This window comes from Amycolatopsis sp. NBC_00438 (genome assembly GCF_036026695.1).
GTDB lineage: Bacteria > Actinomycetota > Actinomycetes > Mycobacteriales > Pseudonocardiaceae > Amycolatopsis.
This window is the reverse complement of the sequence record NZ_CP107923.1, coordinates 7,158,405-7,184,482: the sequence shown is the minus strand read 5'-3', so window position 1 is coordinate 7,184,482 and position 26,078 is coordinate 7,158,405. Positions and strand designations below refer to the sequence as shown.

23 protein-coding genes are annotated in these 26,078 nt (G+C 70.8%); 14 read left to right on the top strand and 9 right to left on the bottom strand.

Going from position 1 to position 26,078, the window contains the following annotated elements:
* Window positions 1-280: 280 nt before the first annotated feature.
* Window positions 281-733, bottom strand: coding sequence for a flavodoxin family protein (locus OG494_RS32305; RefSeq protein WP_328445172.1), 453 nt, complete (start codon window positions 731-733; stop codon window positions 281-283).
* On the bottom strand, window positions 733-2,367 hold the full coding sequence (locus OG494_RS32300; RefSeq protein WP_328445170.1) for a phospho-sugar mutase: 1,635 nt from the start codon (window positions 2,365-2,367) through the stop codon (window positions 733-735). The genes OG494_RS32305 and OG494_RS32300 overlap by 1 nt, the downstream gene beginning before the upstream one ends.
* A gap of 30 nt (window positions 2,368-2,397) precedes the next feature.
* Here OG494_RS32300 and OG494_RS32295 point away from each other — a divergent pair, with 30 nt between their 5' ends.
* On the top strand, window positions 2,398-3,558 hold the full coding sequence (locus tag OG494_RS32295) for a glycosyltransferase (protein ID WP_328445168.1): 1,161 nt from the start codon (window positions 2,398-2,400) through the stop codon (window positions 3,556-3,558).
* Window positions 3,559-3,686: 128 nt separating this feature from the next.
* Here the strand turns inward: OG494_RS32295 and OG494_RS32290 are convergent, their stop codons facing one another.
* Genes OG494_RS32290 through OG494_RS32280 form a run of 3 tightly spaced genes read right to left on the bottom strand, consistent with a single transcriptional unit; the run spans window position 3,687 to window position 5,838 of the window.
* On the bottom strand, window positions 3,687-4,466 hold the full coding sequence (locus tag OG494_RS32290; RefSeq protein ID WP_328445166.1) for a purine-nucleoside phosphorylase: 780 nt from the start codon (window positions 4,464-4,466) through the stop codon (window positions 3,687-3,689).
* Window positions 4,463-4,882, bottom strand: a complete 420-nt coding sequence (locus OG494_RS32285) for an ABA4-like family protein (RefSeq protein ID WP_328459086.1) — start codon at window positions 4,880-4,882, stop codon at window positions 4,463-4,465. The genes OG494_RS32290 and OG494_RS32285 overlap by 4 nt, the downstream gene beginning before the upstream one ends.
* Entirely contained in the window at window positions 4,882-5,838 is a 957-nt protein-coding gene (locus OG494_RS32280) for a hypothetical protein (RefSeq protein ID WP_328445164.1), read from the bottom strand. Before OG494_RS32280 ends, OG494_RS32285 begins: the two co-directional genes overlap by 1 nt.
* A 136-nt stretch (window positions 5,839-5,974) precedes the next feature.
* Between OG494_RS32280 and OG494_RS32275 the strand changes: the two genes are divergently transcribed.
* Entirely contained in the window at window positions 5,975-6,610 is a 636-nt protein-coding gene (locus OG494_RS32275) for a MerR family transcriptional regulator (RefSeq protein WP_328445162.1), read from the top strand.
* A gap of 52 nt (window positions 6,611-6,662) precedes the next feature.
* On the opposite strand, the gene OG494_RS32270 is transcribed toward OG494_RS32275, so the two are convergent.
* Window positions 6,663-8,330 (bottom strand): serine/threonine-protein kinase, encoded by a 1,668-nt coding sequence (locus OG494_RS32270; protein ID WP_442874512.1) that lies wholly within the window; start codon window positions 8,328-8,330, stop codon window positions 6,663-6,665.
* A 172-nt stretch (window positions 8,331-8,502) separates the two neighbouring features.
* Here OG494_RS32270 and OG494_RS32265 point away from each other — a divergent pair, with 172 nt between their 5' ends.
* The 6 genes from OG494_RS32265 to OG494_RS32240 all read left to right on the top strand — a co-directional run bounded on the left by OG494_RS32265 (window position 8,503) and on the right by OG494_RS32240 (window position 16,447).
* Window positions 8,503-10,338: a methylmalonyl-CoA mutase family protein gene (locus OG494_RS32265; RefSeq protein WP_328445158.1), complete on the top strand. Its 1,836-nt coding sequence runs from the start codon at window positions 8,503-8,505 to the stop codon at window positions 10,336-10,338.
* The gene (gene scpA / locus OG494_RS32260; protein WP_328445156.1) at window positions 10,335-12,503 is read left to right on the top strand and encodes a methylmalonyl-CoA mutase; all 2,169 of its coding nucleotides are present in this window, start codon (window positions 10,335-10,337) and stop codon (window positions 12,501-12,503) included. Before OG494_RS32265 ends, scpA begins: the two co-directional genes overlap by 4 nt.
* A gap of 3 nt (window positions 12,504-12,506) precedes the next feature.
* On the top strand, window positions 12,507-13,502 hold the full coding sequence (gene meaB / locus OG494_RS32255; RefSeq protein ID WP_328445154.1) for a methylmalonyl Co-A mutase-associated GTPase MeaB: 996 nt from the start codon (window positions 12,507-12,509) through the stop codon (window positions 13,500-13,502).
* Window positions 13,503-13,561: 59 nt separating this feature from the next.
* The gene (locus tag OG494_RS32250; protein WP_328445152.1) at window positions 13,562-13,864 is read left to right on the top strand and encodes a hypothetical protein; all 303 of its coding nucleotides are present in this window, start codon (window positions 13,562-13,564) and stop codon (window positions 13,862-13,864) included.
* Window positions 13,865-14,090: 226 nt separating this feature from the next.
* On the top strand, window positions 14,091-15,392 hold the full coding sequence (locus OG494_RS32245; RefSeq protein WP_328445150.1) for an amidohydrolase: 1,302 nt from the start codon (window positions 14,091-14,093) through the stop codon (window positions 15,390-15,392).
* Between the two features lie 221 nt (window positions 15,393-15,613).
* Window positions 15,614-16,447 (top strand): DUF559 domain-containing protein, encoded by an 834-nt coding sequence (locus OG494_RS32240; RefSeq protein WP_328459085.1) that lies wholly within the window; start codon window positions 15,614-15,616, stop codon window positions 16,445-16,447.
* A 71-nt stretch (window positions 16,448-16,518) separates the two neighbouring features.
* Here OG494_RS32240 and OG494_RS32235 read toward each other — a convergent pair whose 3' ends face one another.
* Entirely contained in the window at window positions 16,519-16,971 is a 453-nt protein-coding gene (locus OG494_RS32235) for a gamma-glutamylcyclotransferase (RefSeq protein ID WP_247060826.1), read from the bottom strand.
* A 128-nt stretch (window positions 16,972-17,099) separates the two neighbouring features.
* Here OG494_RS32235 and OG494_RS32230 point away from each other — a divergent pair, with 128 nt between their 5' ends.
* From OG494_RS32230 to OG494_RS32210, 5 genes are all read left to right on the top strand, one after another.
* Window positions 17,100-18,503 carry an NAD(P)H-quinone dehydrogenase gene (locus tag OG494_RS32230; protein WP_328445148.1) on the top strand — a complete coding sequence of 468 codons (1,404 nt, stop codon included), beginning with the start codon at window positions 17,100-17,102 and terminating at the stop codon, window positions 18,501-18,503.
* Between the two features lie 72 nt (window positions 18,504-18,575).
* Entirely contained in the window at window positions 18,576-19,031 is a 456-nt protein-coding gene (locus OG494_RS32225; protein ID WP_328445146.1) for a hypothetical protein, read from the top strand.
* Window positions 19,032-19,278: 247 nt separating this feature from the next.
* A complete protein-coding gene (locus tag OG494_RS32220; RefSeq protein ID WP_328445144.1) occupies window positions 19,279-19,854 on the top strand; it encodes a hypothetical protein in 576 nt (191 codons plus the stop codon).
* Between the two features lie 352 nt (window positions 19,855-20,206).
* Complete coding sequence (locus OG494_RS32215) at window positions 20,207-20,854, top strand: class F sortase (protein ID WP_328445142.1); 648 nt, start codon at window positions 20,207-20,209, stop codon at window positions 20,852-20,854.
* A gap of 79 nt (window positions 20,855-20,933) precedes the next feature.
* The gene (locus tag OG494_RS32210) at window positions 20,934-21,737 is read left to right on the top strand and encodes a VOC family protein (protein ID WP_328445140.1); all 804 of its coding nucleotides are present in this window, start codon (window positions 20,934-20,936) and stop codon (window positions 21,735-21,737) included.
* Window positions 21,738-21,787: 50 nt separating this feature from the next.
* Here OG494_RS32210 and glpK read toward each other — a convergent pair whose 3' ends face one another.
* Both glpK and OG494_RS32200 read right to left on the bottom strand, forming a co-directional pair.
* Window positions 21,788-23,302, bottom strand: coding sequence for a glycerol kinase GlpK (glpK, locus tag OG494_RS32205; protein WP_328445138.1), 1,515 nt, complete (start codon window positions 23,300-23,302; stop codon window positions 21,788-21,790).
* Between the two features lie 30 nt (window positions 23,303-23,332).
* Window positions 23,333-24,082, bottom strand: a complete 750-nt coding sequence (locus tag OG494_RS32200; RefSeq protein WP_328445136.1) for an MIP/aquaporin family protein — start codon at window positions 24,080-24,082, stop codon at window positions 23,333-23,335.
* A gap of 244 nt (window positions 24,083-24,326) precedes the next feature.
* Between OG494_RS32200 and OG494_RS32195 the strand changes: the two genes are divergently transcribed.
* Window positions 24,327-26,066: a glycerol-3-phosphate dehydrogenase/oxidase gene (locus OG494_RS32195; protein ID WP_328445134.1), complete on the top strand. Its 1,740-nt coding sequence runs from the start codon at window positions 24,327-24,329 to the stop codon at window positions 26,064-26,066.
* Window positions 26,067-26,078 lie beyond the last annotated feature (12 nt).

The following is a 26,078-nucleotide window of genomic DNA, read 5'->3' as shown; positions in this document are numbered from 1 at the left end:
CGTGAAAATTCTAGCCGGGAAACCACTGTACGCACATGTTGACAGCTATCGTATGCAGTGGTTTACAGTTGGCTTCGCCTCTCGCCTTGCTCTTCCGTACCCTGGGGGTGTACAGAACCACAAGGCGAGAGGCGATCATGCCTCCGACTCGTCATGATCGGCCGTCTGTAGTACGCTTCATAGCACCAAGGTTGATCGCCTCGCGGCGAACCCTTGGCACGGCCTGTTGCCGGAGGTCGACCCCCAGGGCTTCCGGTGACAGGCCTCTTACTTTCCCCGGTCAGGCCATCAGCGTCGCGGCCAGCGTGCCGCCCAACTCGGTGCACGCCGCCAGCAGCTCCTTGCCCGGCTCGCCCGTCGCGATCACCGGGTCCGCCGCCTTCGTCCAGGCCAGCCCCGTCGTGATGGCCAGCAGCTGGCGCTCGGTGCCCGACGTGTCGCTGTTCCCGTGGATCCAGTAGCCGAACGGGCGGCCCCGCGTCGCGTCGAGGCACGGGTAGTACACCGTGTCGAAGAAGTGCTTCAGCGCGCCGCTCATGCTGCCCAGGTTCGCCGGCGTCCCCAGCAGGTAGCCGTCCGCCTCGAGGACGTCCGGGACGGTGGCCGCCAGCGCCGCGCGGCGGACCACCTCCACCCCCTCGATGTCCGGGTGGGCCGCGCCCGCCAGCACGGCCTCGAACATCGCCTGGGTCGACGGCGACGGCGTGTGGTGCACGATCAGCAGCTTCGGCATCAGGACAGCAACGCCTCCACGTCGGTCCGCAACGCCGCCAGCCGCGTGGCCGCCGCCGTGCGCGCGTCCGCCAGCGATCCGGACACCGGCTCGACGACCTGCAGGTACGCCTTCAGCTTCGGTTCCGTGCCGGACGGGCGGACCACGATCCGCACGCCGTCACCGGTGAGACGCAGGACGTCCGCGCCGGGGAGCAGGTCCTCCAGCGTCACGGCGACGCCACCGACCTCGGCCGGAGGCGCCTCGCGCAGCTTGCCCATCAGCCGGCCGCGGACGGACAGGTCCGTGACCCGCAGCGAAACCTGGTCCGTGACGTACACGCCGTGCCGCTCGGCCAGCTCGTCCAGCACGTCCAGGGGCGTACGGCCCTCGGCCCGCAGCCGCGCGATCAGCCCGGCCGCCAGCGTCGCGGCGGCGATGCCGTCCTTGTCCCGCACGAACCCCGGGTTCACGCAGAGGCCGAGCGCCTCTTCGTAGGCGAAGACGAGGTCGTCGCCCGCGCGGACCAGCCACTTGAACCCGGTGAGCGTCTCCGCGTAACGGGCACCCTCGGCCTTCGCGATTTCGCCCAGCAACGACGACGAGACGATCGTCGTGGCCACCAAGGGATCCGGCATCATCGTGCGGTCCACAGTGGACAGGATGGCCGAGCCCAGCAGTACCCCCGTCTCGTCGCCGCGCAGCATCCGCCACGAGCCGTCCCGATCGCGCACGCCCAGTGCGCAGCGGTCGGCGTCCGGGTCGAGCGCGACGGCCAGATCGGCGTCCACTTCGGACGCCAGCGCCAGCAGCAGGTCGGTGGCGCCCGGCTCCTCCGGGTTCGGGAACGACACCGTCGGGAAGTCCGGGTCCGGGGTGGACTGCGCCTCGACCAGGTGCAGGTCGGTGAACCCGACCCGCTCGAAGGCCGCGCGCAGCGTCTCGGCGCCGACGCCGTGCAACGCGGTCGCGGCCACCCGCACGATGCGCTCGGCGCCCAGCGGGAGTGCGGCGACCTCGTCGAGGTAGCTGCCGAGCAGGTCGACCACCCCGGCGCCCGGCTCGCGCGGCACGTCCACCGCGGCCGGCGCGGCCTGGATGGCGCGCTCGATCTCGCCGTCGGACGGCGGCACGATCTGCCCGCCGGTCGCGTCGTAGAGCTTGTACCCGTTGTCCGCCGGGGGGTTGTGCGACGCCGTGATCTGGATCCCGGCCACCGCGCCGAGGTGCTTCACGGCGTAGGCGAGCAACGGCGTCGGCAGCGGCCGGGGCGGCGCCTGGACGGTGAACCCGGCAGCGGTCAGCACCTCCGCGGCGGCCGTGGCGAAGTCCTCCGAGCCGTGGCGCGCGTCCCGGCCGACGACGACCAGCGCGCCGGCGTGCCCCTGCGCGGTCAGCCAGGCCGCCACTCCCGCCGTGGTGCGCGTGACGACCGCCACGTTCATCCCGTTCGGCCCGGCGCGCACCGGCCCGCGCAGCCCGGCCGTGCCGAACTCCAGCGGCCCGGCCAGCCGGTCGGCCACCTCGTCGGCGGCCGCGGCGTCGCCGCCCAACGCGCGGGCGACGACCGCCTGCAGTTCGGCGCGGGAAGCTTCGTCGGGGTCGTCGGCGATCCAGCGGAACGCGGCGTCCCGCAGCGTGGAGGTCAAAGTCACCGCGACAGCCTACGGGCTAGGGTCGGGGCGGTGCGCTTGCTCTTCACCTCACTGGGGTCCTTCGGTCACACGTTCCCGCTCGTCCCGCTGGCGCTCGCCGCGCGGGACGCGGGCCACGACGTCGTCTTCGCCACCTCGGAAGACTTCCTGCCCCAGCTGACGAAAGCCGGGCTCGAGACGGCCGCCGCCGGGCTCGCCATCAAGGACGCCTTCGGTCAGGCGTTCGCCGAAGCGGGTCCGGCCGGCCCGCGGCGGCCGCCGGGTGAGATCCCGCCGGAGGTCCTCGGCCCGATCGTCGCGAAGGTCTTCGGCGAGCTCATGCCGAAGCGGTTCGTCGCCGACCTGCTGCCGCTGTTCGAGCACGCCCGGCCCGACCTGGTGGTGAGCGAGTCCGGCAACTCCGGCGGCGCGTTCGCCGCGATGAAGGCCGGGATTCCCGTGGTGGCGCACGGTTTCGGCCGCGTGTCCGCCGACGACCCGATGGTCACGCACATCCGGGACGCGATCCGCGCGCACGCCGCCGGCCTGGGCATCACCGTCGGCGAAGACCTGTCGTTCGGCGGCCCGTTCGTCGACATCTGCCCGGAATCGGTGCAGGAACCGGGTTTCCTGGCGCGGGCGCACCGCGTGCCGCTGCGGCCGGTCGGCTGGAGCGAGCCGGGCGAGCTGCCCGCGGGGGTGCTGGACAAGCGGCGCCCGCTCGTCTACCTGACGCTCGGCACCGCGATGGGCCACGCCGGTGTGCTCGGCGCGGCGATCGCCGGGCTGTCCGCGTTGGACGTCGACGTGCTGGTCACCACCGGTCCGACCGTCGACCCGGCCGCGCTGGGCGAGGTGCCGGCGAACGTCCGGCTCGAGACGTGGGTGCCGCAGGCGGCGCTGCTCCCGCACGTCGACCTGGTCGTGCACCACGGCGGCAGCGGCACGACGCTCGGCGCGTTCGGCGCGGGTCTCCCGCAGCTGCTCCTGCCGCAGGGCGCCGACCAGTTCAGCAACGCCGACGCGGTGCTCGCGGCGGGCGTCGGCGACCGCCTGCTCGGCGCCGAGGTCACCGCGGACGCCGTCGCGGAGAAGGCCCACCACCTGCTGACGGACCCGTCGGTCCGCTCCGCGGCCACCACCCTGGCCGCGGAGGTCGCGGCAATGCCGTCCCCGGCCGAAGTAGCCGCCGAACTCCCGTCGTTCGCCTAACCCCCACCAAGGGTTACGTTCATCGGAAAAGCGACGCCTGGAACGTTTCAAGACCGAGCTTTCGCCGAGAAAGATGCGTTTTGAGGGCCCTCTGGCGCATCTTTCTCGACGAAAGTGACGGGTTCGGGTCAGGCGCGGGCGACGAGGTCGCGTAGGAGCGAGCCCATGCGGGTTGCGGCCGCGCGGCCGGCTTCCAGCACCTCTTCGTGGTTGAGCGGCTGGCCCGTCATGCCCGCGGCCAGGTTCGTCACCAGCGAGAGGCCGAAGACCTCGACGCCGGCGGCGCGGGCCGCGATGGCCTCCAGGACCGTCGACATGCCGACCAGGTCCGCGCCCAGCGTGCGCAGCATGTGGATCTCCGCCGGCGTCTCGAAGTGCGGCCCGGTCAGGCCCGCGTAGACGCCTTCCTGCAGCGACGGGTCGATTTCGCGGGCGATCGCCCGCAGTCGCGCCGAGTACAGGTCCGTGAGGTCGACGAAGTTCGCGCCGACGATCGGGGAGCGGGCCGTCAGGTTGAGGTGGTCGGAGATCAGCACCGGCTGCCCGACCTGGAACCCTTGGCGCAGTCCGCCCGCCGCGTTGGTCAGCAGCACCGTCCGGGCGCCGGCGGCCGCGGCGGTGCGCACGTTGTGCACCACCGGGTCGATGCCCTTGCCCTCGTAGAAGTGCGTGCGGCCGAGCAGGATCAGCGCCCGGCGGTCGCCGACGCGCACCGAGCGCACCGTCCCGCCGTGGCCGACCGCGCTCGGCGCTTCGAACCCGGGCAGGTCGCCCAGCGGGATCTCCGCTTCGGGCTCCCCGATGACGTCCGCGGCCGGGCGCCAGCCCGAACCGAGCACGACGGCGATGTCGTGCTTGTCCACCCCAGTGCGGTCGGCGATGACGGCCGCGGCTTCCTGTGCGCTCATGCCGCCGAGCGTATCCGGACGCTCCGCACCACCAGGAAAGCCACCAGCCCGAACGGCGACAGGAAGATCGTGAGCAGCAGGATCGGGCTGACGATCCACGGCGAGATCTCCAGGGAGCGCGCCTCGAAGTACACCCACCGGGCGATGAACAGGTCGAACGCGATGAGGTGCGCCCAGACGAGCCCGGCGCCCCAGGGCGTGGCCAGCAGTGTCTGCAGCACGCCGAGGTCGGGCCGGAGCATCGCCCGCCCCCACTCCCCGAAGTGCGGCAGGACGAGCCCGAAGTAGCAGACCAGCGGCAGCAGCGGGACCCACGGCGACCGCATGATCCGCGCCGTCCAGCGCCACTTCGGCAGCAGGATCATCAGCGCCCAGAACGGCGTCGCGAGCGGGAACGCCCAGGTGAACAGGGCCATCACGCGGCCACTCGGGCCGGGGCTCGCACGACGGCCCATGAGGCCAGCCCGACGGCGGCCACGAGCGCCGCGGCCGCGCCCGATGTCACGGCGTCCGGGTGCACGATCGACTGCGCCCGCAACGCCTGCCAGGTGACCAGCGCGATCAGGCCCGCGTAGCCGGCGGCGCCGATCAGGACGAGCCGCGCGCGGACGACGTCGTCGCGCAGCCGCGGGAACCGCGAGGTCAGCGCGAGCAGCGCGATCGCCAGCAGTGGCAACGCCTGCAGTGCGTGCATCCCGACGAAGTGCGGGATCCGCAGGTCGCCGCCGACCGTGCTCCAGCCGAGGATCGGCAGGCCGGGGCCGCCGTCGGCGAGGCCGACGGTGTGCGCGCCCACCACGTCCTGCGCGCCGCCGGCTTTCCACTGCGCGAGCTGACGCGCGGTCGGGCTCGTCATCAGCATGCCGAGCGAGATCCCGACGAGCGACAGGACGGCGCCAGCGCGCACGGCCCGGAAGCTCGCGCGGTCGGCGACCTTCGTGAACATGACCAGGACGGTCAGCGCGAGCGTCGCCGTCCAGAGGCCGATGATCATCTTGCCCATGACGTCGTAGATCGTGGCGTCCAGCGGGGTGGCGTTGTTGAAGTGGCTCGCCCGGCCGCGGGCGGCCTGGAGCGCCAGCAGGACGTACTCGCCGGTGAAGATCACCACGAGCGCGTTCGTCAGCCAGTCGGCGGTGCGGCGGAACCGCGGCAGCAGCGAGACCAGCCAGCTCCACGTCAGGAAGTAGAGGCTGCCGGAGATCGCGAACTTGAGCGGCTTGACCCAGATCGGCGCGCCTTCGAGGGTCCGGTGGTCGACGAGCAGCGCGGCGACGCAGAGCACGGCCACCACGCCGTAGGCGGCGCCGGCGTATCGCGATGGCGGGTGCCACCCGCGGGTTCTCGTCCGGAGATCGGCAAGGATGGTCATGGTTCCTCCCAGAATGGATAGTCAAGCTCTCCGTTATGGGAAGTTAAGCTATCCATGCTGAGAAGTCTTCAGGGTTGCCCCGGAGCCCGACCCTGGAATCGAAAGCAGAATCGAAAGCAGAATCGGAGCGGAACGCATGCGGATGGCCGAACTGAGCGCCGAGTCGGGGGTGCCGGTCGCGACCGTCAAGTACTACCTGCGCGAAGGTCTGCTGCCGCCGGGCGAGCGCACCAGCCCCAACCAGGCACGGTATTCGGCGACGCACGTCCAGCGGTTGCGGCTGATCAAGGCCCTCACCGAGGTCGGCGGGATGTCGCTGGCCTCGGTCGGCACGGTGCTCGAAGCGATCGACGGCGACAAGACCCCGCACCGCACGATGGGCGTGGTCCAGGAGGAGCTGGCCGGCACCCCGCCCGAGGTGTCCGAAGAGGCCGCGCAATGGGCGTGGGAGCTGCTCGACGGGATCGTCCGCCGCAACGGCTGGGGCGAGCTGAAGCGCAAGGAGGCCGCGGTGGCGAACGTCGTCGCGGCGCTGGCCACGGCGAAGGAGCTGGGCCACGACAAGCTGGCGGAGCACCTCGAGGAGTACGCGCACCTGGCGCTGCGGGTGGCGGAGCTGGACGTCGACACCGTGACCGGCCTGACGTCGTTCGACAAGATCATCGAGGCGGGCCTGGTGGTGACGGTCCTGGGCGACCGGATCTTCGCGGGCCTGCGCCACCTCGGCCAGGAAGTGCTGTCCCGCGAAGTCCTCGGCGACGTTCCCGACTGATCGAGGCCCCAAAGCCGCCGGAGGTCCGCGCCGACGAAGACGTACCGGGTCGTCAGTCGGAGATGGTCAGCGACCGGGCGACGGGCTCGAAGACGTCCTTGCGGGTCGCGTCCTCCTGCTCGCTCGGCGCGGTGACCGAGAAGACCCACAGGCTCGAGCCCGCCTTGAGCAGGTTCATGAACGTCACGCGGGTGACGCTCTTCGAGGCGCCGGTGTCGGTCGTGCGGAAGGTCAGCGTGGTCCCGTTCGCCAGCGGGGCCGAGGGGAAGGGCTGGAACCCGTCGGAGGGGTAGAGCTGCTTCAGCTGGTCGATGTACGGCTGGTCGTTCGGGTAGTCGCCGAAGTAGTTCGCCAGCCGTTCGAGCCGGATCGCGCGGCGGCCGTCCTCCGAGACGAACTGGACGACCGTGCTCACCCCGAACCGGGTGTCGTGCGGGGCGACGAACTTCTGCCAGCCCTTCGGCACGCCGAGGCCGAACTCGCCGCCCTTCTCCCCGGTCGCCACGTTCGCGTCGCCGGACTGGGTGACCAGCTCGGGCGGCGGCAGCTCGGTGGGCCCGTTCGACGTCGCCCGCGGCTCGGCCGCCGGCGGCAGCAGCGACTCGCCACCGACCGTCCTGGCCAGCGCGAACCCGCCGCCGGCGGCGACGAGGAAGAGCAGGATCGCGACGCCGATGAGCACGGCGGTGGCCCGCCCGGTCCGCCGTCCCGGCCGCGGCAGGGGCGGCGGCGGGACGAACACGGTGGCGGCCGGCGGTGTCGGTGTCGGAGCCGGCGCGGCGGCCGGCGGCTTCAAGAACGGCAGCGGGCCCGGGTCGGACGCGAGCTCGGCGCTCTTCTCGGCCTTCTTCTCCACCTTCTCCGGCAGGACGGTCTTGATCACCTGCGTGTCGGTGGCGTCCGGCTGGGCCGACGTCTTCTTGCCGTCCGGCGTGCGGAACAGCTCGGGTCCGAACAGGTCGAGCGCGGTCTTCGTCTGCAACGGGTACAGCCGGTGCCGGACGTCGCGCAGCGTGATCCGCTTGTTCGGCTCCTTCTTCATCAGCGCCGAGATGACGTCGGCCAGCGGCCCGGCCTTCGGCTTGGGCACCTTCCCGTTGACGACCCGGCCGACGGTCTCCAGCGGGTCGCCGTCGGCGTCGTACGGCGGCGCGCCCTCGACCGCGGCGAACAGTGTCGCGCCGAGGCCCCACAGGTCCGCGGCGGGTGTGACGGGACCGCCCGAGGCGACCTCCGGCGCGATGTAGGCGGGGGAGCCGAGCATGATCCCGGTACGCGTCATGGTCGCTTCGGAGACGTTGCGGGCGATGCCGAAGTCGGTCAGCTTGATCCGGCCGTCGCTGGCCACGAGGACGTTGCCCGGCTTGACGTCGCGGTGGGTGATGCCGGCGGCGTGCGCGGCCTCCAGCGCGGAGGCGACGGCGATGCCCATCGCGGCGGCCTGCTCGACGGTCAGCGGCCCGTGGTCGCGCAGGATGTGCGCCAGGCTGCGCGAGGGCAGCAGCTCCATCACCACGAACGGCTGATCGTTCTCGCGGGCGACGTCGTGCAGGATGATCACGTTCGGGTGCGACAGCACGGCGATCGCGCGGGCTTCGCGCAACGTGCGTTCCCGCAGCTCGTCCGCCTGTGACGACGGGATGCCCGGCGGGACCTTCATCTCCTTGACGGCCACCTGGCGGTGCAGGAACTCGTCGTAGGCCGACCAGACGGTGCCCATCGACCCGGAGCCCAGCACCGAGCGCAGCCGGTAGCGACCGGCGACCAGTCGTGTCTCTTCGCTGGAGGGGGGCACGCGCCAATTGTGTCGTACCCCGCTCCGACCCCTACCACCCCCAGGGGCGACCAGACTCACAGGTCGTCCGTGTCGAGTGCCTCTACCATCACTGGGTATGACTGAACTGGCCGGTCCGGAGTCAGCGCCGATCTCCGAACTCGACCTGGCGGCCGAGTTTCCGCAGGCGACGCGCGAGCAGTGGCAGGAGCTCGTGGCCGGCGTGCTGCGCAAGAGCGGCAGGCTGCCGGAGGACTTCACAGGCGCCCCCGAGAGCAAGCTCGTCACCCGGACCTACGACGGCATCGAGATCCAGCCGCTCTACACCGCCGACGACGTAGCGGGTGACGCCGGTTTCCCCGGCCTGTCGCCGTTCGTGCGCGGGGCGCGCCCGGAGGGGCAGGTCGCCACCGGCTGGGACGTCCGGGCCCGGTTCGCCGGCACCGACGCCCGCGCCGTCAACAAGGCGATCCTCGCCGACCTCGAAGGCGGCGTGACGTCGATCTGGCTGTCCGTGCCGCCCGCGGCGGTCGCCGACGCGCTGAACGAGGTCTACGTCGATCTCGCGCCGGTCGTCCTCGACGCCGGTGCCGGGTACGAAGCCGCCGCGGACGCCCTGTTCGACGTGTTCGACGAGCGCGAGGTCCCGGCGAGCGAAGCCACCGCCGTGCTGGGGGCCGACCCGATCGGGCTCGCCGCCCGCACCGGCGCCGGCGTCGCGCTGGAACCGGCCGCCGCGCTGGCCGCGCGTGTCGCCGCGAAGTACCCGAAGGTGCGCACGATCGTCGCCGACGGCCTGCCGTTCCACGAAGCGGGCGGGTCGGACGCGCAGGAGCTGGGCGCGCTGGTCGCCGCCGGCGTCACCTACCTGCGCGCCCTCACCGACGCCGGCCTGGACGCCGAAACCGCGGCCGGGCAGCTGGAGTTCCGGATCGCCGCGACCGCGGACCAGTTCTCGACCATCGCCAAGCTGCGCGCGGCCCGCCGCCTGTGGGCGCGCGTCGCCGAGGTGTGCGGCTTCTCGTCGCCGATGCGCCAGCACGCCGTGACGTCGCCGGCGATGCTGACCCAGCGCGACCCGTGGGTGAACATGCTGCGCACGACCGTCGCCTGCTTCGGCGCCGGTGTCGGCGGCGCGGACGCCGTCACCGTGCTGCCGTTCGACGCCGCGATCGGCCGGCCCGACGCGTTTTCCGCGCGGATCGCCCGCAACACGCACGCGGTGCTGCTGGAGGAGTCCAAGCTGGCCGGCGTGGTCGACCCGGCGGGCGGCTCCTGGTACGTCGAGAAGCTCACCGAAGACCTGGCCCGCGTCGCCTGGGCCGAGTTCACCGCGATCGAAGCGGCGGGCGGCCTGGTCGCGGAGCTGTCGTCCGGCGCGCTTGCCGGCCGCCTCGCCGAGACGTGGGACAAGCGGGCGAAGCGGCTCGCCACCCGGCGCGACCCGCTCACCGGCGTCAGCGAGTTCCCGAACCTGACCGAGAAGCCGGTGAAACGGGAGCCGCTGGAGTCCCCTGTGGACGGTGGCCTGCCGCGGCACCGGTACGCCGAGGACTTCGAAGCCCTGCGCGACGCGTCGGACGCGTACCTCGCCGAGCACGGCGAGCGGCCGAAGGTCTTCCTGGCCACGCTCGGCCCGGTCGCCGCGCACACCACGCGGGCCGGGTTCGCCGCCAACCTGTTCCAGGCGGGCGGGCTCGAGGTGGTCAACCCGGGCGCGACCGACGACCTGCCCGGCGCGTTCCGTGAGAGCGGCGCGAAGGTCGCCTGCATCTGCGGCACCGACGACGCCTACGCGGCCCAGGCCGCCGAAGTCGCGGCATCTTTGGGCGCCGAGTACGTACTACTGGCCGGAAAGGGCAAGTTCGACGGCGTGGACGGCAACGTCTTCGCCGGCTGCGACGCCTTGGAAGTCCTCACCGGTCTGCACACTCAGCTGGGAGTTGCGCGATGACTATCCCGAACTTCGCCGACGTCGAACTCGGCTCGCCCGAGCCGGGCGACCGCGAGGCCTGGGCCAAGGCCGTGCAGGACGCCACCGGCAAGGGCCCGGACGCGCTGGCCTGGGAGACGCCCGAGGGCATCGGCGTCAAACCGGTCTACACCGCGGCCGACCTGTCCGATGTGGACTTCCTCGGCACGTACCCCGGCATCGCGCCCTACCTGCGCGGGCCGTACCCGACGATGTACGTCAACCAGCCCTGGACCATCCGCCAGTACGCCGGGTTCTCCACCGCCGAGGAGTCGAACGCCTTCTACCGCCGCAACCTCGCGGCCGGGCAGAAGGGCCTGTCGGTCGCTTTCGACCTGGCCACCCACCGCGGGTACGACTCCGACCACCCGCGCGTCTCCGGCGACGTCGGCATGGCGGGCGTCGCGATCGACTCCATCTACGACATGCGCCAGCTCTTCGACGGCATCCCCCTGGACAAGATGTCCGTGTCGATGACGATGAACGGCGCGGTGCTGCCGGTGCTGGCGCTCTACGTCGTCGCGGCCGAGGAGCAGGGGGTGAAGCCCGAGCAGCTCGCGGGGACCATCCAGAACGACATCCTCAAGGAGTTCATGGTCCGCAACACCTACATCTACCCGCCGCAGCCGTCGATGCGGGTCATCTCCGACATCTTCTCCTACACCTCGCAGCACATGCCGAAGTACAACTCGATCTCCATCTCCGGCTACCACATGCAGGAAGCCGGGGCGACCGCCGACCTCGAGCTGGCCTACACCCTGGCCGACGGCGTCGAGTACATCCGCGCGGGCACCGAAGCCGGGCTGGACGTCGACAAGTTCGCGCCGCGGCTGTCGTTCTTCTGGGCGATCGGGATGAACTTCTTCATGGAGGTCGCGAAGCTGCGCGCGGCCCGGCTGATCTGGGCGAAGCTCGTGAAAGGCTTCGACCCGAAGTCGCAGAAGTCGCTGTCACTGCGGACGCACTCCCAGACGTCCGGCTGGTCGCTGACCGCGCAGGACGTCTACAACAACGTCGTGCGCACCTGCGTCGAGGCGATGGCCGCGACCCAGGGGCACACGCAGTCGCTGCACACCAACGCCCTCGACGAGGCGCTCGCGCTGCCGACCGACTTCTCCGCGCGCATCGCCCGCAACACGCAGCTGCTGCTGCAGCAGGAATCCGGCACCACGCGGGTGATCGACCCGTGGGGCGGCAGTGCCTTCGTGGAGAAGTTGACCTACGACCTCGCGCGCAAGGCGTGGGGCCACATCAGCGAGGTCGAGCAGGCCGGCGGCATGGCCAAGGCGATCGACGCGGGCATCCCGAAGCTGCGCATCGAGGAGGCCGCGGCCCGCACCCAGGCCCGGATCGACTCGGGCCGGCAGCCGGTGATCGGCGTCAACAAGTACCAGGTCACCAGCGATGAAGACATCGAAGTCCTGAAGGTCGACAACGCCGGCGTCCGGACGCAGCAGCTCGAGAAGCTGCGGCGGCTGCGCTCCGAACGCGACCCCGCGGCCACCGAGGACGCGTTGCGGCGGCTGACCGAGGGCGCCGGAAACGGTGGCAACCTGCTGGAGCTGGGTATCAACGCGGCCCGCGCGAAGGCGACCGTCGGCGAGATCTCCGACGCGCTGGAGAAGCTCTGGGGCCGGCACTCCGGTCAGATCCGCACGATCTCGGGCGTCTACCGCGAAGAGGTGGGGAAGTCGCAGAACGTCGAGAAGGCCCGCTCGCTGGTCGAGGAGTTCGCCGCGGAGGAGGGGCGCCGGCCGCGGATCCTGGTCGCGAAGATGGGCCAGGACGGTCACGACCGCGGCCAGAAGGTGATCGCCACCGGCTTCGCCGACATCGGCTTCGACGTCGACGTCGGCCCGTTGTTCTCCACCCCGGCCGAGGTCGCCCGCCAGGCGATCGAGGCGGACGTCCACATCGTCGGGGTGTCCTCGCTGGCCGCCGGGCACCTCTCGCTGGTGCCGGCGCTGCGCCACGAGCTCGCCGAGCTGGGCCGCGCGGACATCATGGTCGTGGTCGGCGGCGTCATCCCGCCGCAGGACTACCCGGCGCTGCGCGAAGCCGGGGCAGCGGCGATCTTCGGGCCGGGCACGGTGCTCGCGGACGCGGCCATCGACCTGCTCGGCCAGCTGTCGGCGCAGGAGTCCTGAGCGTTGCCGCGCAAGATCGACGTCCCGGCCTACGCCAAGGGCGTGCTGGCGGGTGACCGCGGCACGCTGTCCAAGGCGATCACGCTGGTCGAGTCCCAGCGCGAGGACCACCGGGCGCAGGCGCAGGAACTGCTCGTCGAGCTGCTGCCGTCGGCGGGTGGCGCGCGGCGGATCGGCATCACCGGCGTCCCCGGTGTCGGCAAGTCGACATTCATCGACCAGCTGGGCACGGACCTGACCGCGGCCGGGCACCGCGTGGCCGTGCTGGCCGTCGACCCGTCGTCGACGCGCACCGGCGGGTCGATCCTCGGCGACAAGACCCGGATGGCACGCCTGGCCGTCGACGACCGGGCGTTCATCCGGCCGTCACCGACGTCCGGGACGCTCGGCGGCGTCGCCCGCGCGACCCGCGAGACGATCGTGCTGATGGAAGCGGCCGGTTACGACACCGTCCTGGTCGAGACCGTCGGGGTGGGACAGTCCGAAGTGGCCGTCGCGAACATGGTCGACTGCTTCATGTTCCTGACGCTGGCCCGCACCGGCGACCAGCTGCAGGGCATCAAGAAGGGCGTGCTGGAGCTCGCCGACGTCATCGCCGTCAACAAGGCCGACGGCGACCACGAGCGCGACGCCAAGCGGGCGGCGCGGGAGCTTTCGGGCGCCCTGCGGATGATCTACGGGCCCGACGCGACGTGGACGCCCCCCGTGCTGACCTGCAGCGGCCTGCACAACCTGCGGCTCGACGAGGTGTGGGGCGCGATCGAGCAGCACCGCGACACGCTCTCGGCGTCCGGCGAGCTGGCCGCCCGGCGCCGGCAGCAGCAGGTCGACTGGACGTGGACGATGGTGCGCGAAAACCTGCTTAGTCGGCTGGCGGCGCATCCGGACGTGCGAACGGTCGTTCCCGACGTCGAACGGGCGGTGCGCGACGGTGAACTGACCGCTACCCTCGGTGCACAGCGGATCCTCGACGCGTTCGGTCCACCACGTGGCGGCTGACCGCGGGGCGCCGCGCGGGCACAATGCCGGTTGACCGCCGGTCGTGGCGAAGGGATGACATGGCGATACTGCGTGCTCTGGTCGTTGCCGGCCTGCTGGGGGCGGTGCTGTTCACCGCGTCGCCGGCGCAGGCCTCACCGGTGCGTCCGGTGGCCGTCACGGTCACGGTGGCCCATGCCGGCGCCGGGCCCGTGCTCGCGCAGACCCAGGCGCCCGGACCGGTGCTCGACCCGGCCCAGACCGACAAGGCGAACGCCGAAAAGACCAAGACCAAGCTGGTCGCCGGCCTCGTCGCGGCGGTCCTGCTCGGCATCGTCGTCTGGGGCCGCCGGATCCGGTCGAAGAAGGCCAAAGGGTCGTAACCCTGCGTCCGGACGGGTGAGCAGCGCTCGGCGTTCGTCTTGGCCGAACTACTGCACACCGTTCAACGCAGATCAGCTACCGGCCGTCTAGGACGCCTCGTTTCGAGGCGCGGCTTGCCTCCTGCATGGTGCACGATCGTCTGCAAATGCGTACGAAAGAACGATCGGCACGTTGCGTGACCCCAGCCGCTGCGCGGGTTACCCGTGTTGCGGGAGGAGGTGCGGCGTGACGGTGCTCGACTCACGACCGGACGTTCCAGGCGACCCCCACGGGCGCATCATCACCCCTATCGAGGGGCCGGAGGCGCTCATTTCCGAAGCCGGCGTAACCATGGCTCCCGTGGAGGACCTTGGTGCGGGCCGTGGCCCGTTCTGGCTTGACGACTGGCTTCGCGCCAACGCGACCGACGTGCTGGCCTGGCGCCGGCACATCCACGCGCACCCGGAGCTGTCGCGGCACGAGTTCGCGACCACCGAACTGGTCGTCACGCTGCTGCGCGCCGTCGGCCTCAAGCCGTGGGTGCTGCCCGGCGGCACCGGCGTCGTCTGCGACATCGGCAGCGGTGACCGCTGCGTGGCGCTGCGCGCGGACATGGACGCGCTGCCGCTCACCGAGGCGACCGGGCTGCCCTACGCGTCGACCGTCGAAGGCGCGGCGCACATGTGCGGCCACGACGCCCACACGGCGATCCTGCTCGGCGCGGCCCGTGCCCTGGCCGGCGCGCCGGAACTGCCCGGCCGCGTCCGGCTGATCTTCCAGGCCGCCGAGGAGGTCATGCCCGGCGGCGCGCTGGACATGATCGCGGCGGGCGCGCTGGACGGCGTCGACCGGATCTACGGCCTGCACGTCGACCCGCGGCTCGAGGTCGGGCTGGTGGGCATGCGCGTCGGCGCTCTGACGTCGGCCGCGGACCTGATCGAGCTCCGGCTGACGTCGCCGGGCGGGCACACGTCCCGCCCCCACCTGACCGCCGACCTGGTGCACGCGCTCGGCACGGTGATCACGTCTCTGCCGTCGGTGCTGTCCCGCCGCGTCGACCCCCGGTCCGGCACGGTGCTGGTCTGGGGCGCGGTCCACGCGGGCCAGGCGGCCAACGCCGTCCCCCAGGACGGCGTCCTGCGCGGCACCCTGCGCACGGCCGACCACCAGGTCTGGACGGCGCTGGAACCGCTGGTCGCGTCGTCGGTGGAGTCCCTGCTGGCCCCCACGGGCGTCGGCTTCCACCTGGACTACCGCCGCGGGGTCCCCCCGGTGGTGTCCGACGCGGACTCCACGGCCCTGATGCGCGCGGGCGTCGAGGCGGCCCTGGGCGAAAACGCGGTGGCCGGCACCGAGCAGTCCTCGGGCGGCGAAGACTTCGGCTGGTACCTGGAGCACGTCCAGGGAGCCTTCGCCCGCCTGGGCGTCTGGCCCGGCGACCCGTCGCCCCAGTCGGACATCCACCGCCCGACCTTCATCCTCGACGAGCGGGCCCTGGCCTGCGGAGTCCGCACCCTGGTCCATACCGCCCTAGCCACCCTCGCCTAACCCGTGTCGTCCACCTGCGTACGCGTGTCGTCCATCCAGGTACGCGTGTCGTCCGTCTGAGTACGGGCTGGCTATCCCCAGGGTTATCCACAGGCGGGTAGTTATCCACAGGTGTTGAATCCGGCCCTTCCGATGATCACCGGAAGGGCCGGATTCTTGGCGTCATGACGGATTGGCGAGGACGGTACGGCGCGGCCACGCGTCGTCGTGCCGTCGAGGAAATGGGACAGCGCGCGGTGCGGGAAGCCTTGGCCGGCGGCCTGCTTTCACAGCCGTGGCGAGGCGTTGTGATGCGCGCCGAAGATGCGCTCAAATTGTCTACGAGGGCTGAGGCGGCGCTGCTCGTCGTCGGTCGGCCCGTTGTGCTGTCGGGCCCGACTTCTCTTGCCTTGCAAGGGATCACGGCGGCTGAGAGTTCGAACATTCACGTCACTGTGCCGTACGAGCGGAGGATCAAGTCGAAGCCTGGGCTGGTCGTGCACCAGGGCTGCTACCGGCCGACCGACGTGCTGGAGATCGACGGCCTCGAGACTTTCCCGATCGATCTCGCCTTGGCCGAGTTCCTCTGTGACGGCGACCGGCGAACGTTGTTCGCGGCGATGGACGAAGCGATGCGGGGGCTGCCGCCCGACCACTGCCGCAGGCTTCAAGAGAATGTCCGTGAGCGACTCGCGGACCGTAGGGACCGCCGAGGTATCCACAGGGCATCCACCCTGCTGGACCTCGCCACCGGCAAGGCCGAATCTCCTCCGGAGAGCATCCTGCGGTTGGTCGTGGTCGAGTCGGGTTTCCCGGTCCCCGAGCCGCAGTACGAGATCACGGCCATCGACGGCCGGGTCGTCTATCGGCTCGACATGGCGTGGCCGTCTCGGCGTATCGCGCTGGAGTACGACGGGTACGTCGCGCACGAAGAGCGACAAGACCGTGACACCGAGCGAGATGCTCGAATGGCGGCCCGCGGCTGGATCACGATCCGCGCCGTGGCGGCGGATCTTCGTGATCCAGGCCGGTTGCTGAAGGAACTGCAGGACGCGTTTCGACGTCGATCAGCTTGATCAGCCGGACCTGGACGGACGACACGCGTACTCAGAAGGACGACACGCGTACCTGATTGGACGACACGGGGTTAGCCGGTGATGCCTGAGCAGGGGCGGGTGCGGAGGTCGTCGACGTAGTCGGCGGGGGCGCCCGCCGCTTCCGCGGCGTCGGCCAAGACGCCCAGGTAGCGGGCTGAAGGCAGGCCGCCTTCGTAGGCGTCCAGGACGTAGAGCCAGGCCAGGACCGAGCCGTCCATGGTCTGGACTCTCAGGCGGATTTTGCTGTGCATCCCCAGCTCGCCGCCTTCCCAGCGGTCCAGGCCCGTCTCGTCCAGCGACGTCACGTCGTAGAGGACGACGAAGACGCGGGAACCCGCGTCTTCGACGATCGTGGCCAGGGCCCCTTCCCAGCCGAGGTCCTCGCCGCCGAAGGTCAGGCGCCACCCCTCCAGCCAGCCGGAGCCGGCCATCGGTGAGTGCGGCGCGCGCTCCAGCATCTGGGCGGGCTCCATGTTGGATCCGTAAGCGGCATACAACGGCACGCCGACAGCGTAGCGACCCACAGCTCACCCGAGTGGACGCACTCGGCGTGTTCGCCCACTTCAGTGTCCGGTCACCTTCGCCGCGTACGGTGAGACCACCGTTATCACGCACTTCGAGGAGGACCCAGGTGACCAGGATCGTGATCATGGGCGGGGGCCCGGCCGGCTACGAAGCCGCGCTGGTCGCAGCCCAGCACGGCGCCGACGTCACGATCGTCGAGCGGGACGGCCTGGGCGGCGCCTGCGTCCTCTACGACTGCGTCCCCTCGAAGACGTTCATCGCGAGCTCGGGCGCGCTGGCGAAGATGCACGACCTCGGCGAGCTCGGCATCAACACCGACATGGCCGACACGAGCATCGACCTGCCGACCGTCCACGGCCGCGTCAAGGGCCTCGCGCTGGCCCAGTCCGCCGACATCCGCGCGCGCGTCCAGCGCGAGGGCGTCCGCGTGATCATCGGCCAGGCGCGCTTCTGCGACGAAGAGCCCGGCCTCGCCACGCACAAGGTCTCCGTGACCAAGCAGGACGGCGAGACCGAGAAGCTCCCGGCCGACGTCGTCCTGATCGCCACCGGCGCCACCCCGCGCGTGCTGCCCGGTGCCGTCCCGGACGGCGAGCGCATCCTCGACTGGCGTCAGCTCTACGAGCTCCAGGAGCTGCCCGAGCACCTCGCCGTGATCGGCTCGGGCGTCACCGGCGCCGAGTTCGCGTCCGCCTACACCGAGATGGGCGTCAAGGTCACCGTCGTCTCCAGCCGCGACCGCGTGCTGCCGCACGAGGACGCCGACGCCGCCGCCGTGCTCGAGGAGGTCTTCTCGCAGCGCGGGACGACCGTCGCGAAGCAGGCGCGCGCCGATCGCGTCGAGCGCACCGAAAAGGGCGTCGAGATCCACCTCGCCGACGGCCGCGTGATCGAAGCCAGCCACGCCCTGATGACTGTGGGGTCGATCCCGAACACCGCCGACCTCGGCCTCGACAAGGTCGGCATCTCGCCCGGCCCCGGCGGGTTCATCACCGTCGACCGCGTGTCACGCACCTCCGTTCCCGGGATCTACGCCGCCGGCGACTGCACCGGCGTGCTCATGCTCGCCTCGGTGGCGAGCATGCAGGGCCGCATCGCGATGTGGCACGCGCTGGGCGAGGGTGTCGCGCCGATCAAGCTCAAGACCGTCGCCGCCAACGTGTTCACCCACCCGGAGATCGCGACCGTCGGCATCAGCCAGCACGCGATCGACTCCGGCGAGGTGCCCGCGCGCACCATCATGCTGCCCCTGGCCACCAACGCGCGCGCGAAGATGGAGGGCCTCCGCCGAGGCTTCGTGAAGCTGTTCTGCCGCCCCGCCACCGGCGTGGTCGTCGGTGGTGTCGTCGTGGCGCCGCAGGCGAGCGAGCTCATCCTTCCCATCGCGCTCGCCGTCCAGAACCAGCTCACAGTGGACCACCTGGCACTGACATTTTCGGTGTACCCGTCGCTGTCGGGCTCGATCACCGAGGCCGGGCGCCAGCTCATGCGCCACGACGATCTCGACTGATCCACGACGCAACCCCTGCGCGCCCGTCGCGTCTTGTCGGTTGTAAGTCTGAAGGACGCGAAGGGTGCGAAGGTGCGCAAGACGTTGGTTTTTGTTGCGGCAGCGGTGATCGGGGCGACGGCGCTGGCGGCGCCGGCGACAGCGCAGAGCACCGGTCCGTCCCCCGCGCCGGCGCCGGGCGCCGGCAGCGTCCAGCTCAACGTCAACACCGCGATCAACCGGACGCTGGTCGACAAGTACGTCCGCGACGCGCCGAACGTCGCGCTCGCGAAGTGCGAAGGCGCGGCGCCCGCGTTCTCCTCGCCCGTGCTGACGTTCGCCAACTACACGCCGGGCCCGTTCATGGGCGCGGACGCGAACATCAGCGCCGACGCCACCCTGAAGCCGGGCACCGCGGCCGGGACGTACCCGCTGACCGTGAGGTGCGGCGACAAGTCGTACAGCACCCAGTTCTCGGTACCGGCCGCTCAGGTGTCGAAGGTGCCGTCCGGTGCCGCGAAAGCGGGCGACGGCAGTATGGCCGGCTGAACCCCAAACCACGGAAAACCGCCTCGGAGCATTCGCTCCGGGGCGGTTTTTTCGTGAGTTCACGAGCGTCGTGTTCCGCGATGGTTCTGTGACCTTCTGGCGCAACCTTCGCTGGCCAGAGGCGTCTTTGGGGATGTAGGTGAACGGCACGGCCGACGCAGGGGGAACTGCGAAAGGCGCCGGGTCAATCCATTGTTTCGGGGGCGTCTTCGTCGTGCCCGAAGTGTTTTCCACAGGGGAGAAAAGAATGAAGAACACGTTGCTCGCCGCCGGTGCCGCCGCGGCTTTCCTGGTGCTGACGCCGGCCGCGGCGCTCGCGGCCACGCCCACCGGCACCCCGACCGGCACCCCGACAATCGAGCCGAGCAAGCCGGCCACGTCGGCCCCGGAGTACCCGGACGGTCCGATGACCCGGATCACCCGGCAGCTGACCGTGGTGCCGGGCCGCGCGGCTCCGGGCTCGCTCGTGAAGCTCGACTTCGCGTGCCGGACCCGCGGGCCGGAGGAGAAGGTATCGGTCGCTTCGGCGGCGATCACCTACGACGTCCACGGCAAGTCGGCGACGGCGAAGGTCAACCAGGTCAAGCCGGGCAAGTACGCGGTGACGCTGCACTGCGGCCCGGAGAAGTCGACGGCGTACCTGGAGGTGCTGGGGGCGAAGAAGCAGGTGGCCAAGGTGCCGGCGGGGGCGCCGCAGACCGGCGGTACCGACGGCCCGGTGGACGGTTCGCCGGCCGGCCCGCTCGCGGCCGCCGGGGCCATGGGGGTGCTCGCGCTCGGCGGTGGCGGTCTCGTGCTGGCCCGCCGGACCCGTCGCGACTGACGACGTGCGCCGCGTCGGCACTCCGGGGATGAGGAGCCGACGCTGAGCGAGGTTCACCGGTCGCGTCGGCGCCCCAGGGGAAGCTGGGCGTCCGGCCGCGTGAACCCTTCGGCGCTCCGGGGGTGGGGCGCCGAAGGTGAGCACCCGGCCGTGAAGTTCACCCGGCCGGGTGCTTTCACGTCGAGAGCGGCGGTACCGTCGGGGCGGCGACGCGCCCCGACGCGCCGCCGCCGATCGCGACGGGTTCGTGACCCCGCCGGCCAAACCCGGCGGGGGTGCCGGGCGTGTGTCCGGTGCGCAGGTACGCGCCGGGCGGGTGACCGTCCGGCGCACCACCATTCCGGGGGAGAACATGACCACGAAGATCACCCGCAGGCGGAGCGTCCTGATCGCGTTGGTCGTGGCGCTGCTGGCCGCGTTGGCGGTGCTCGCGCTGACGCTCGGCGGCGGGCCGGGGCCCTCGACGGCGCAGCCGCCGGCCGCCCGTCCGGTCGCGGTGCAACCGCAGCCCACGAGCGCGGCCCAGGACGCCGTCGCGGCGCTGCCCAAGTCGGAGCCCGTCTCGATCGACATCCCGAAGATCGGCGCGCATTCGTCGCTGGTCCCGCTCGGCCTCAACCCGGACGACACCATCCAGGTCCCGCCGGTGACGACGCCGTTGCAGGCGGGCTGGTACACGTACGCGCCGACGCCCGGCGAGGTCGGCCCGGCCGTCGTCCTCGGGCACGTCGACGGGAACCACCAGAAAGGGATTTTCTTCCGCCTCAAGGAGTTGGCCGCCGGCGACCGGGTCTCGGTCGCCCGCAAGGACGGCTCCACGGCGCTCTTCGAGGTGACCAAAGTGCACCAGGTGCCCAAAAAGGACTTCGAAGCCGAAGGTGTCTACGACGACACGGCCGGTCCGGAACTGCGGCTGATCACCTGCGGCGGCGTCTTCGACCGCGGCGCGCACAACTACGTCGACAACATCGTCGTCTACGCACACCTGGTCCAGGGCTGATTTCCGTTTTTGTCGGACCCCGGTGCCACACTGTGTCGGCCGTCACCCGAGGCGGCGCAGACGAGGGTAGGGAGCCGACATGTTGTTCCGCGACGAGCCATGGCCCGACGGGACACCCAGCTGGGTGGACCTGATGGTGCCCGACCAGGCGAAGGCGGTCGCCTTCTACGGCGGCCTGTTCGGCTGGGACGTGCAAGCGGGCGGTGAGGAGACCGGCTTCTACGGCATGGCGATGCTGCGGGGGCGGCCGGTCGCCGGGATCGGCCGGACTCCACCGGGCCAGGAGACGCCCGCGGTGTGGACGACCTACCTGGCGGTGTCCGATGTGGACAAGGCGGTGTCGGCGATCGCCGAAGCCGGCGGTCAGGTCGTCATGCCGGTGATGGAGGTGATGAAGGAGGGCCGGATGGCCGTCGCGGTCGACCCCGGCGGCGCGGCGTTCGGCCTCTGGGAGCCCGGCAACCACACGGGCACGCAGGTGACGGCCGGGCCGGGCACCTCGGCCTGGAACGAGTGCATGAGCCGCGACTACCCGGCGGCCAAGGCGTTCTACGAGCGGGTCTTCGGTTACGGCTTCGAAGACATCTCCAGCGGCGACTTCACGTACTCGGTGCTGCTGGTGGACGGCCGTCCGATCGGCGGTCTCGGCGGAATGCCCGCCGAAGTGCCGGCGGAGGTGCCGTCGAACTGGTCGGCGTACTTCTGGGTGGCGGACGCCGACGCGAGCGCGGCCAAGGCGGTCGAGCTCGGCGGCCAGGCCGTGGGCGAGCCCTTCGACTCACCACACGGCAGGCAGGTGCGCCTGGTGGACGACCAGGGCGTGCCGTTCCTGGTCATCGCGCCGAACGAACAATCCGGCAAGCCGGAGGGCTGGGACGACTGAGCGGGCGGGCCGAGGGCACCGTTTCGACGCGGTGCCCCCGGCCCTGACGGTCAGTCTTCGTCGTCGACCCAGTCGAAGGTCTTGGTGACGGCCTTCTTCCAGTTGCGGTACTCGGATTCGCGGCGGGAGTCGTCCATCGCCGGGTCCCACTGCTTGTCCTGGGCCCAGTTGGTGCGGATGTCGTCTTCGGACTTCCAGAACCCGACCGCCAGCCCGGCGGCGTAGGCGGCACCCAGCGCCGTGGTCTCGTTGACCACCGGGCGGATCACCGGCACGCCCAGGATGTCGGCCTGGAACTGCATGAGCAGCTCGTTGACGACCATGCCGCCGTCCACCTTGAGCGACTTCAGCGGGACGCCGGAGTCGGCGTTCATCGCGTCGATCACTTCGCGTGACTGGAAGGCGGTCGCCTCCAGCACCGCGCGGGCCAGGTGTCCCTTGTTGACGAACCGGGTGAGCCCGACGATCGCGCCGCGAGCGTCGGATCGCCAGTAAGGAGCGAACAGACCCGAGAACGCCGGGACGAAGTACGCGCCGCCGTTGTCTTCGACGCTGCGCGCGTGCTCCTCGATCTCGGCCGCGGTCCCGATCATGCCGAGGTTGTCACGCAGCCACTGCACCAGCGAACCGGTGACGGCGATGGAGCCTTCCAGCGCGTAGATCGTGTCGTTCGAGCCGATCTTGTAGCAGACCGTGGTGAGCAGCCCGTTCTGCGACATCACCTTTTCGGTACCGGTGTTGAGCAGCATGAAGTTGCCGGTGCCGTAGGTGTTCTTGGCCTCGCCGGGGGAGAGGCAGGCCTGGCCGAACGTCGCGGCCTGCTGGTCGCCCAGGATGCCCGCGATCGGCACGCCGGCCAGCGCGCCCTTCTCGCGGACCTTGCCGTACTCCTCGGACGAGGAGCGGATCTCCGGCAGCATGGACAGCGGGATCGTCATCTCGGCGGCGATCTCGGGGTCCCACTGCAGCGTGTCGAGGTCCATCAGCATGGTGCGGGAGGCGTTGGTCGGGTCGGTGACGTGCACGCCGCCGTCGGGCCCGCCGGTCATGTTCCACAGCACCCAGGTGTCCATGTTGCCGAAGATCAGGTCACCGGCTTCGGCCTTCTCTCGCGCCCCTTCGACGTTGTCGAGGATCCACTTGACCTTCGGCCCGGAGAAGTACGTCGCGAGCGGGAGGCCGACCTTGTCGCGGTAGCGCTCCTGACCGCCGCCGAGGTTGCCGAGTTCGGTGACGATCCGGTCGGTGCGGGTGTCCTGCCAGACGATCGCGTTGTACACCGGCTTGCCGGTCGTCTTGTCCCAGACCAGCGCGGTCTCGCGCTGGTTGGTGATGCCGACGGCGACGATGTCCTTGGTGTGCAGGTCGGCCTTGGCGATGGCGCCCGCGGCGACCGCGCGGGTGTTCTCCCAGATCTCCTCGGCGTTGTGCTCGACCCAGCCCGCCTTCGGGAAGATCTGCTCGTGTTCCTTCTGGTCGACGGCGACGACCCGGCCTTCGTGGTTGAAGATCATGCACCGTGTCGAAGTGGTGCCCTGGTCGATCGCTGCTACGTACGAAGTCATGTGTGCTCCAGGAAATTCTCGGGCGGGCGATCAGGTCAGGTTGTGCACGAGGAGGTACAGGAGCGCGGCGAGGGCGCCACCGACGAGCGGGCCGACGACCGGGATCCACGAGTAGCCCCAGTTGGCGTTCGCCTTGTTCCGGATCGGCATCAGGAACGCGTACGCGATCCGGGGGCCGAGGTCACGAGCCGGGTTGATGGCGTAGCCCGTCGGTCCGCCGAGGGAGGTACCGATCACGAGGACCACGAACGAGACGCCCGCGTAGCCCAGGGCGGCGTTGCCGAAGTTCGGGGTCCCGCCGTCGCCGGCGGCGAACGTCGGGCTGAGCAGGATCCAGGCCACCAGGACGAAGGTGCCGATGATCTCGGTGACGAGGTTCCAGACCCGGTTCGGGATCTGCGGCGCGGTGGAGAAGATGCCGAGCGTGTTCTCCGGCTCGGGGTGGTCGTCGAACTGGAGCTTGTAGGTCGCCCAGCACAGCAGCGCGCCGATGATGGCGCCGGCCATCTGCCCGATGAAGTAGAAGGGCACGTCGGCCCACTTGGTCTTGTCCGCGATGGCGAGCCCGAGGGTCACCGCCGGGTTCAGGTGCGCGCCACTCGGCGCGGCGATGCTGGCGCCGGTGAAGACGGCGAACGCCCAGCCGAAGTTGATGAACAGGATTCCGCCGTTGTTGCCGTTGGTCTTGCGCAGCACGTGGTTCGCGACCACACCGTTGCCGAGCAGGATCAGCGCCGCTGTTCCCAGTAGTTCCCAGACGATTATTGCTCCAGCACTCACCGCTGTACCTCCACACTGGCCACACTGGACACTCTGCGCAAGGTCGATCACGGCGTGCCACGGCACCGTTGCCGACCCACGTCCGGGCGACGTTACCCGGGCGTAGAAGCCTGGTCCAAGGACCGGCTAGCGCAATCTTTTCAAGATCGCGGAGGGTTACGCCACATGTGTCCTCCGCGAACGGGCGGAGGATCACCAGGTCGTGCGATGCTGGAAGCCTCGCCGGCTCGAGGAGGACTGTCACGTGGCAAGCGCGCAGCACGCAGCGGAGACGAACCCGGCTCGACTGGGCCCGCGCAAGCGGGAGGAGACCTGGCAGCGGCTGGGCAAGGAGACCTTCGACGTCGTCGTGATCGGCGGCGGCGTGGTCGGCGCGGGCACGGCGCTGGACGCCGCCACCCGCGGGCTGCGGGTCGCGCTCGTCGAGGCGCGGGATCTCGCTTCGGGCACGTCGAGCCGGTCGAGCAAGCTCTTCCACGGCGGCCTGCGTTACCTGGAACAGCTCGAATTCGGGCTCGTCCGGGAAGCGCTTCGCGAACGCGAGCTGATGCTGACGACGATCGCACCCCATCTGGTGAAACCGGTCAGTTTTCTCTACCCGCTGACACACCGCGTCTGGGAACGGCCCTACACCGCCGCCGGCCTGCTGATGTACGACACGATGGGCGGCGCCAAGAGCGTCCCGGGCCAGAAGCACCTGACCCGCGCGGGCGCGCTGCGGATGGTGCCGGCCCTCAAGCGGTCCGCGCTGATCGGCGGGATCCGCTACTACGACGCCCAGTCCGACGACGCCCGCCACACCATGACGGTGGCGCGGACGGCGGCGCACTACGGCGCGATCGTGCGGACGTCGACCCAGGTCGTCGGCTTCCTACGCGAGGCCGACCGGGTGTCCGGCGTGCGCGTGCGCGACGTCGAAGACGGGCGCGAGACGGAGATCTCGGCGGCCGTCGTGATCAACTGCACCGGCGTCTGGACCGACGAGCTGCAACGCCTGTCGGGCGGCCGCGGGCGGTTCCGCGTGCGGGCGAGCAAGGGCGTGCACATCGTCGTCCCGCGCGACCGGATCGTGTCGGAGTCGGGGATGATCCTGCGCACCGAGAAGTCGGTGCTGTTCGTCATCCCGTGGCGCAATCACTGGATCGTGGGCACTACGGACACGGACTGGAACCTCGACCTCGCGCACCCGGCGGCGACCAAGCACGACATCGACTACCTGCTGGAGCACGTCAACAGCGTCCTGGCGACGCCGTTGACGCACGACGACATCGAAGGTGTGTACGCGGGGCTTCGCCCGCTGCTGGCGGGGGAGAGCGAAGAGACGTCGAAGCTTTCGCGCGAGCACGCGGTGGCGCGGGTGGCGCCGGGCCTGGTCGCGATCGCGGGCGGCAAGTACACGACCTACCGGGTGATGGCGGCGGACGCCGTCGACGCGGCGGCGGTCGACCTGCCGGGCCGCTCGCAGCCGTCGATCACGGACAAGGTCCCGCTGATCGGCGCGGACGGCTACCACGCGCTGGTGAACCAGGCCGACCACCTGGCCGCGGAGCACGGCCTGCACCCCTATCGGGTGAGGCACCTGCTGGACCGCTACGGCTCGCTGGTGCACGAAGTGCTGGGTCTCGCCGAGGGCCGCCCGGAACTGCTCAAGCCGATCGAGCACGCACCGGACTACCTGGGCGTCGAGGTGGTGTACGCGGCCGCGCACGAGGGCGCGCTGCACCTGGAGGACGTCCTGGCCCGCCGCACGCGCATCTCGATCGAGTACGCCCACCGCGGCGTCGACTGCGCGGAGCAGGTCGCGGACCTGGTGGGCGAGGTCCTCGGCTGGGCCCCCGAAACGGTGAAGCGCGAGGTGGAGGTCTACCGGGCGAGGGTCGAAGCGGAACGCGAGTCCCAGTCCCAGCCGAACGACGAAGCGGCGGACGCGTTGCGGATCGCGGCCCCGGAGGCCCGCTCGGGCATCGTGCCCCCGATCAGCTGACCGGCGGCTCGT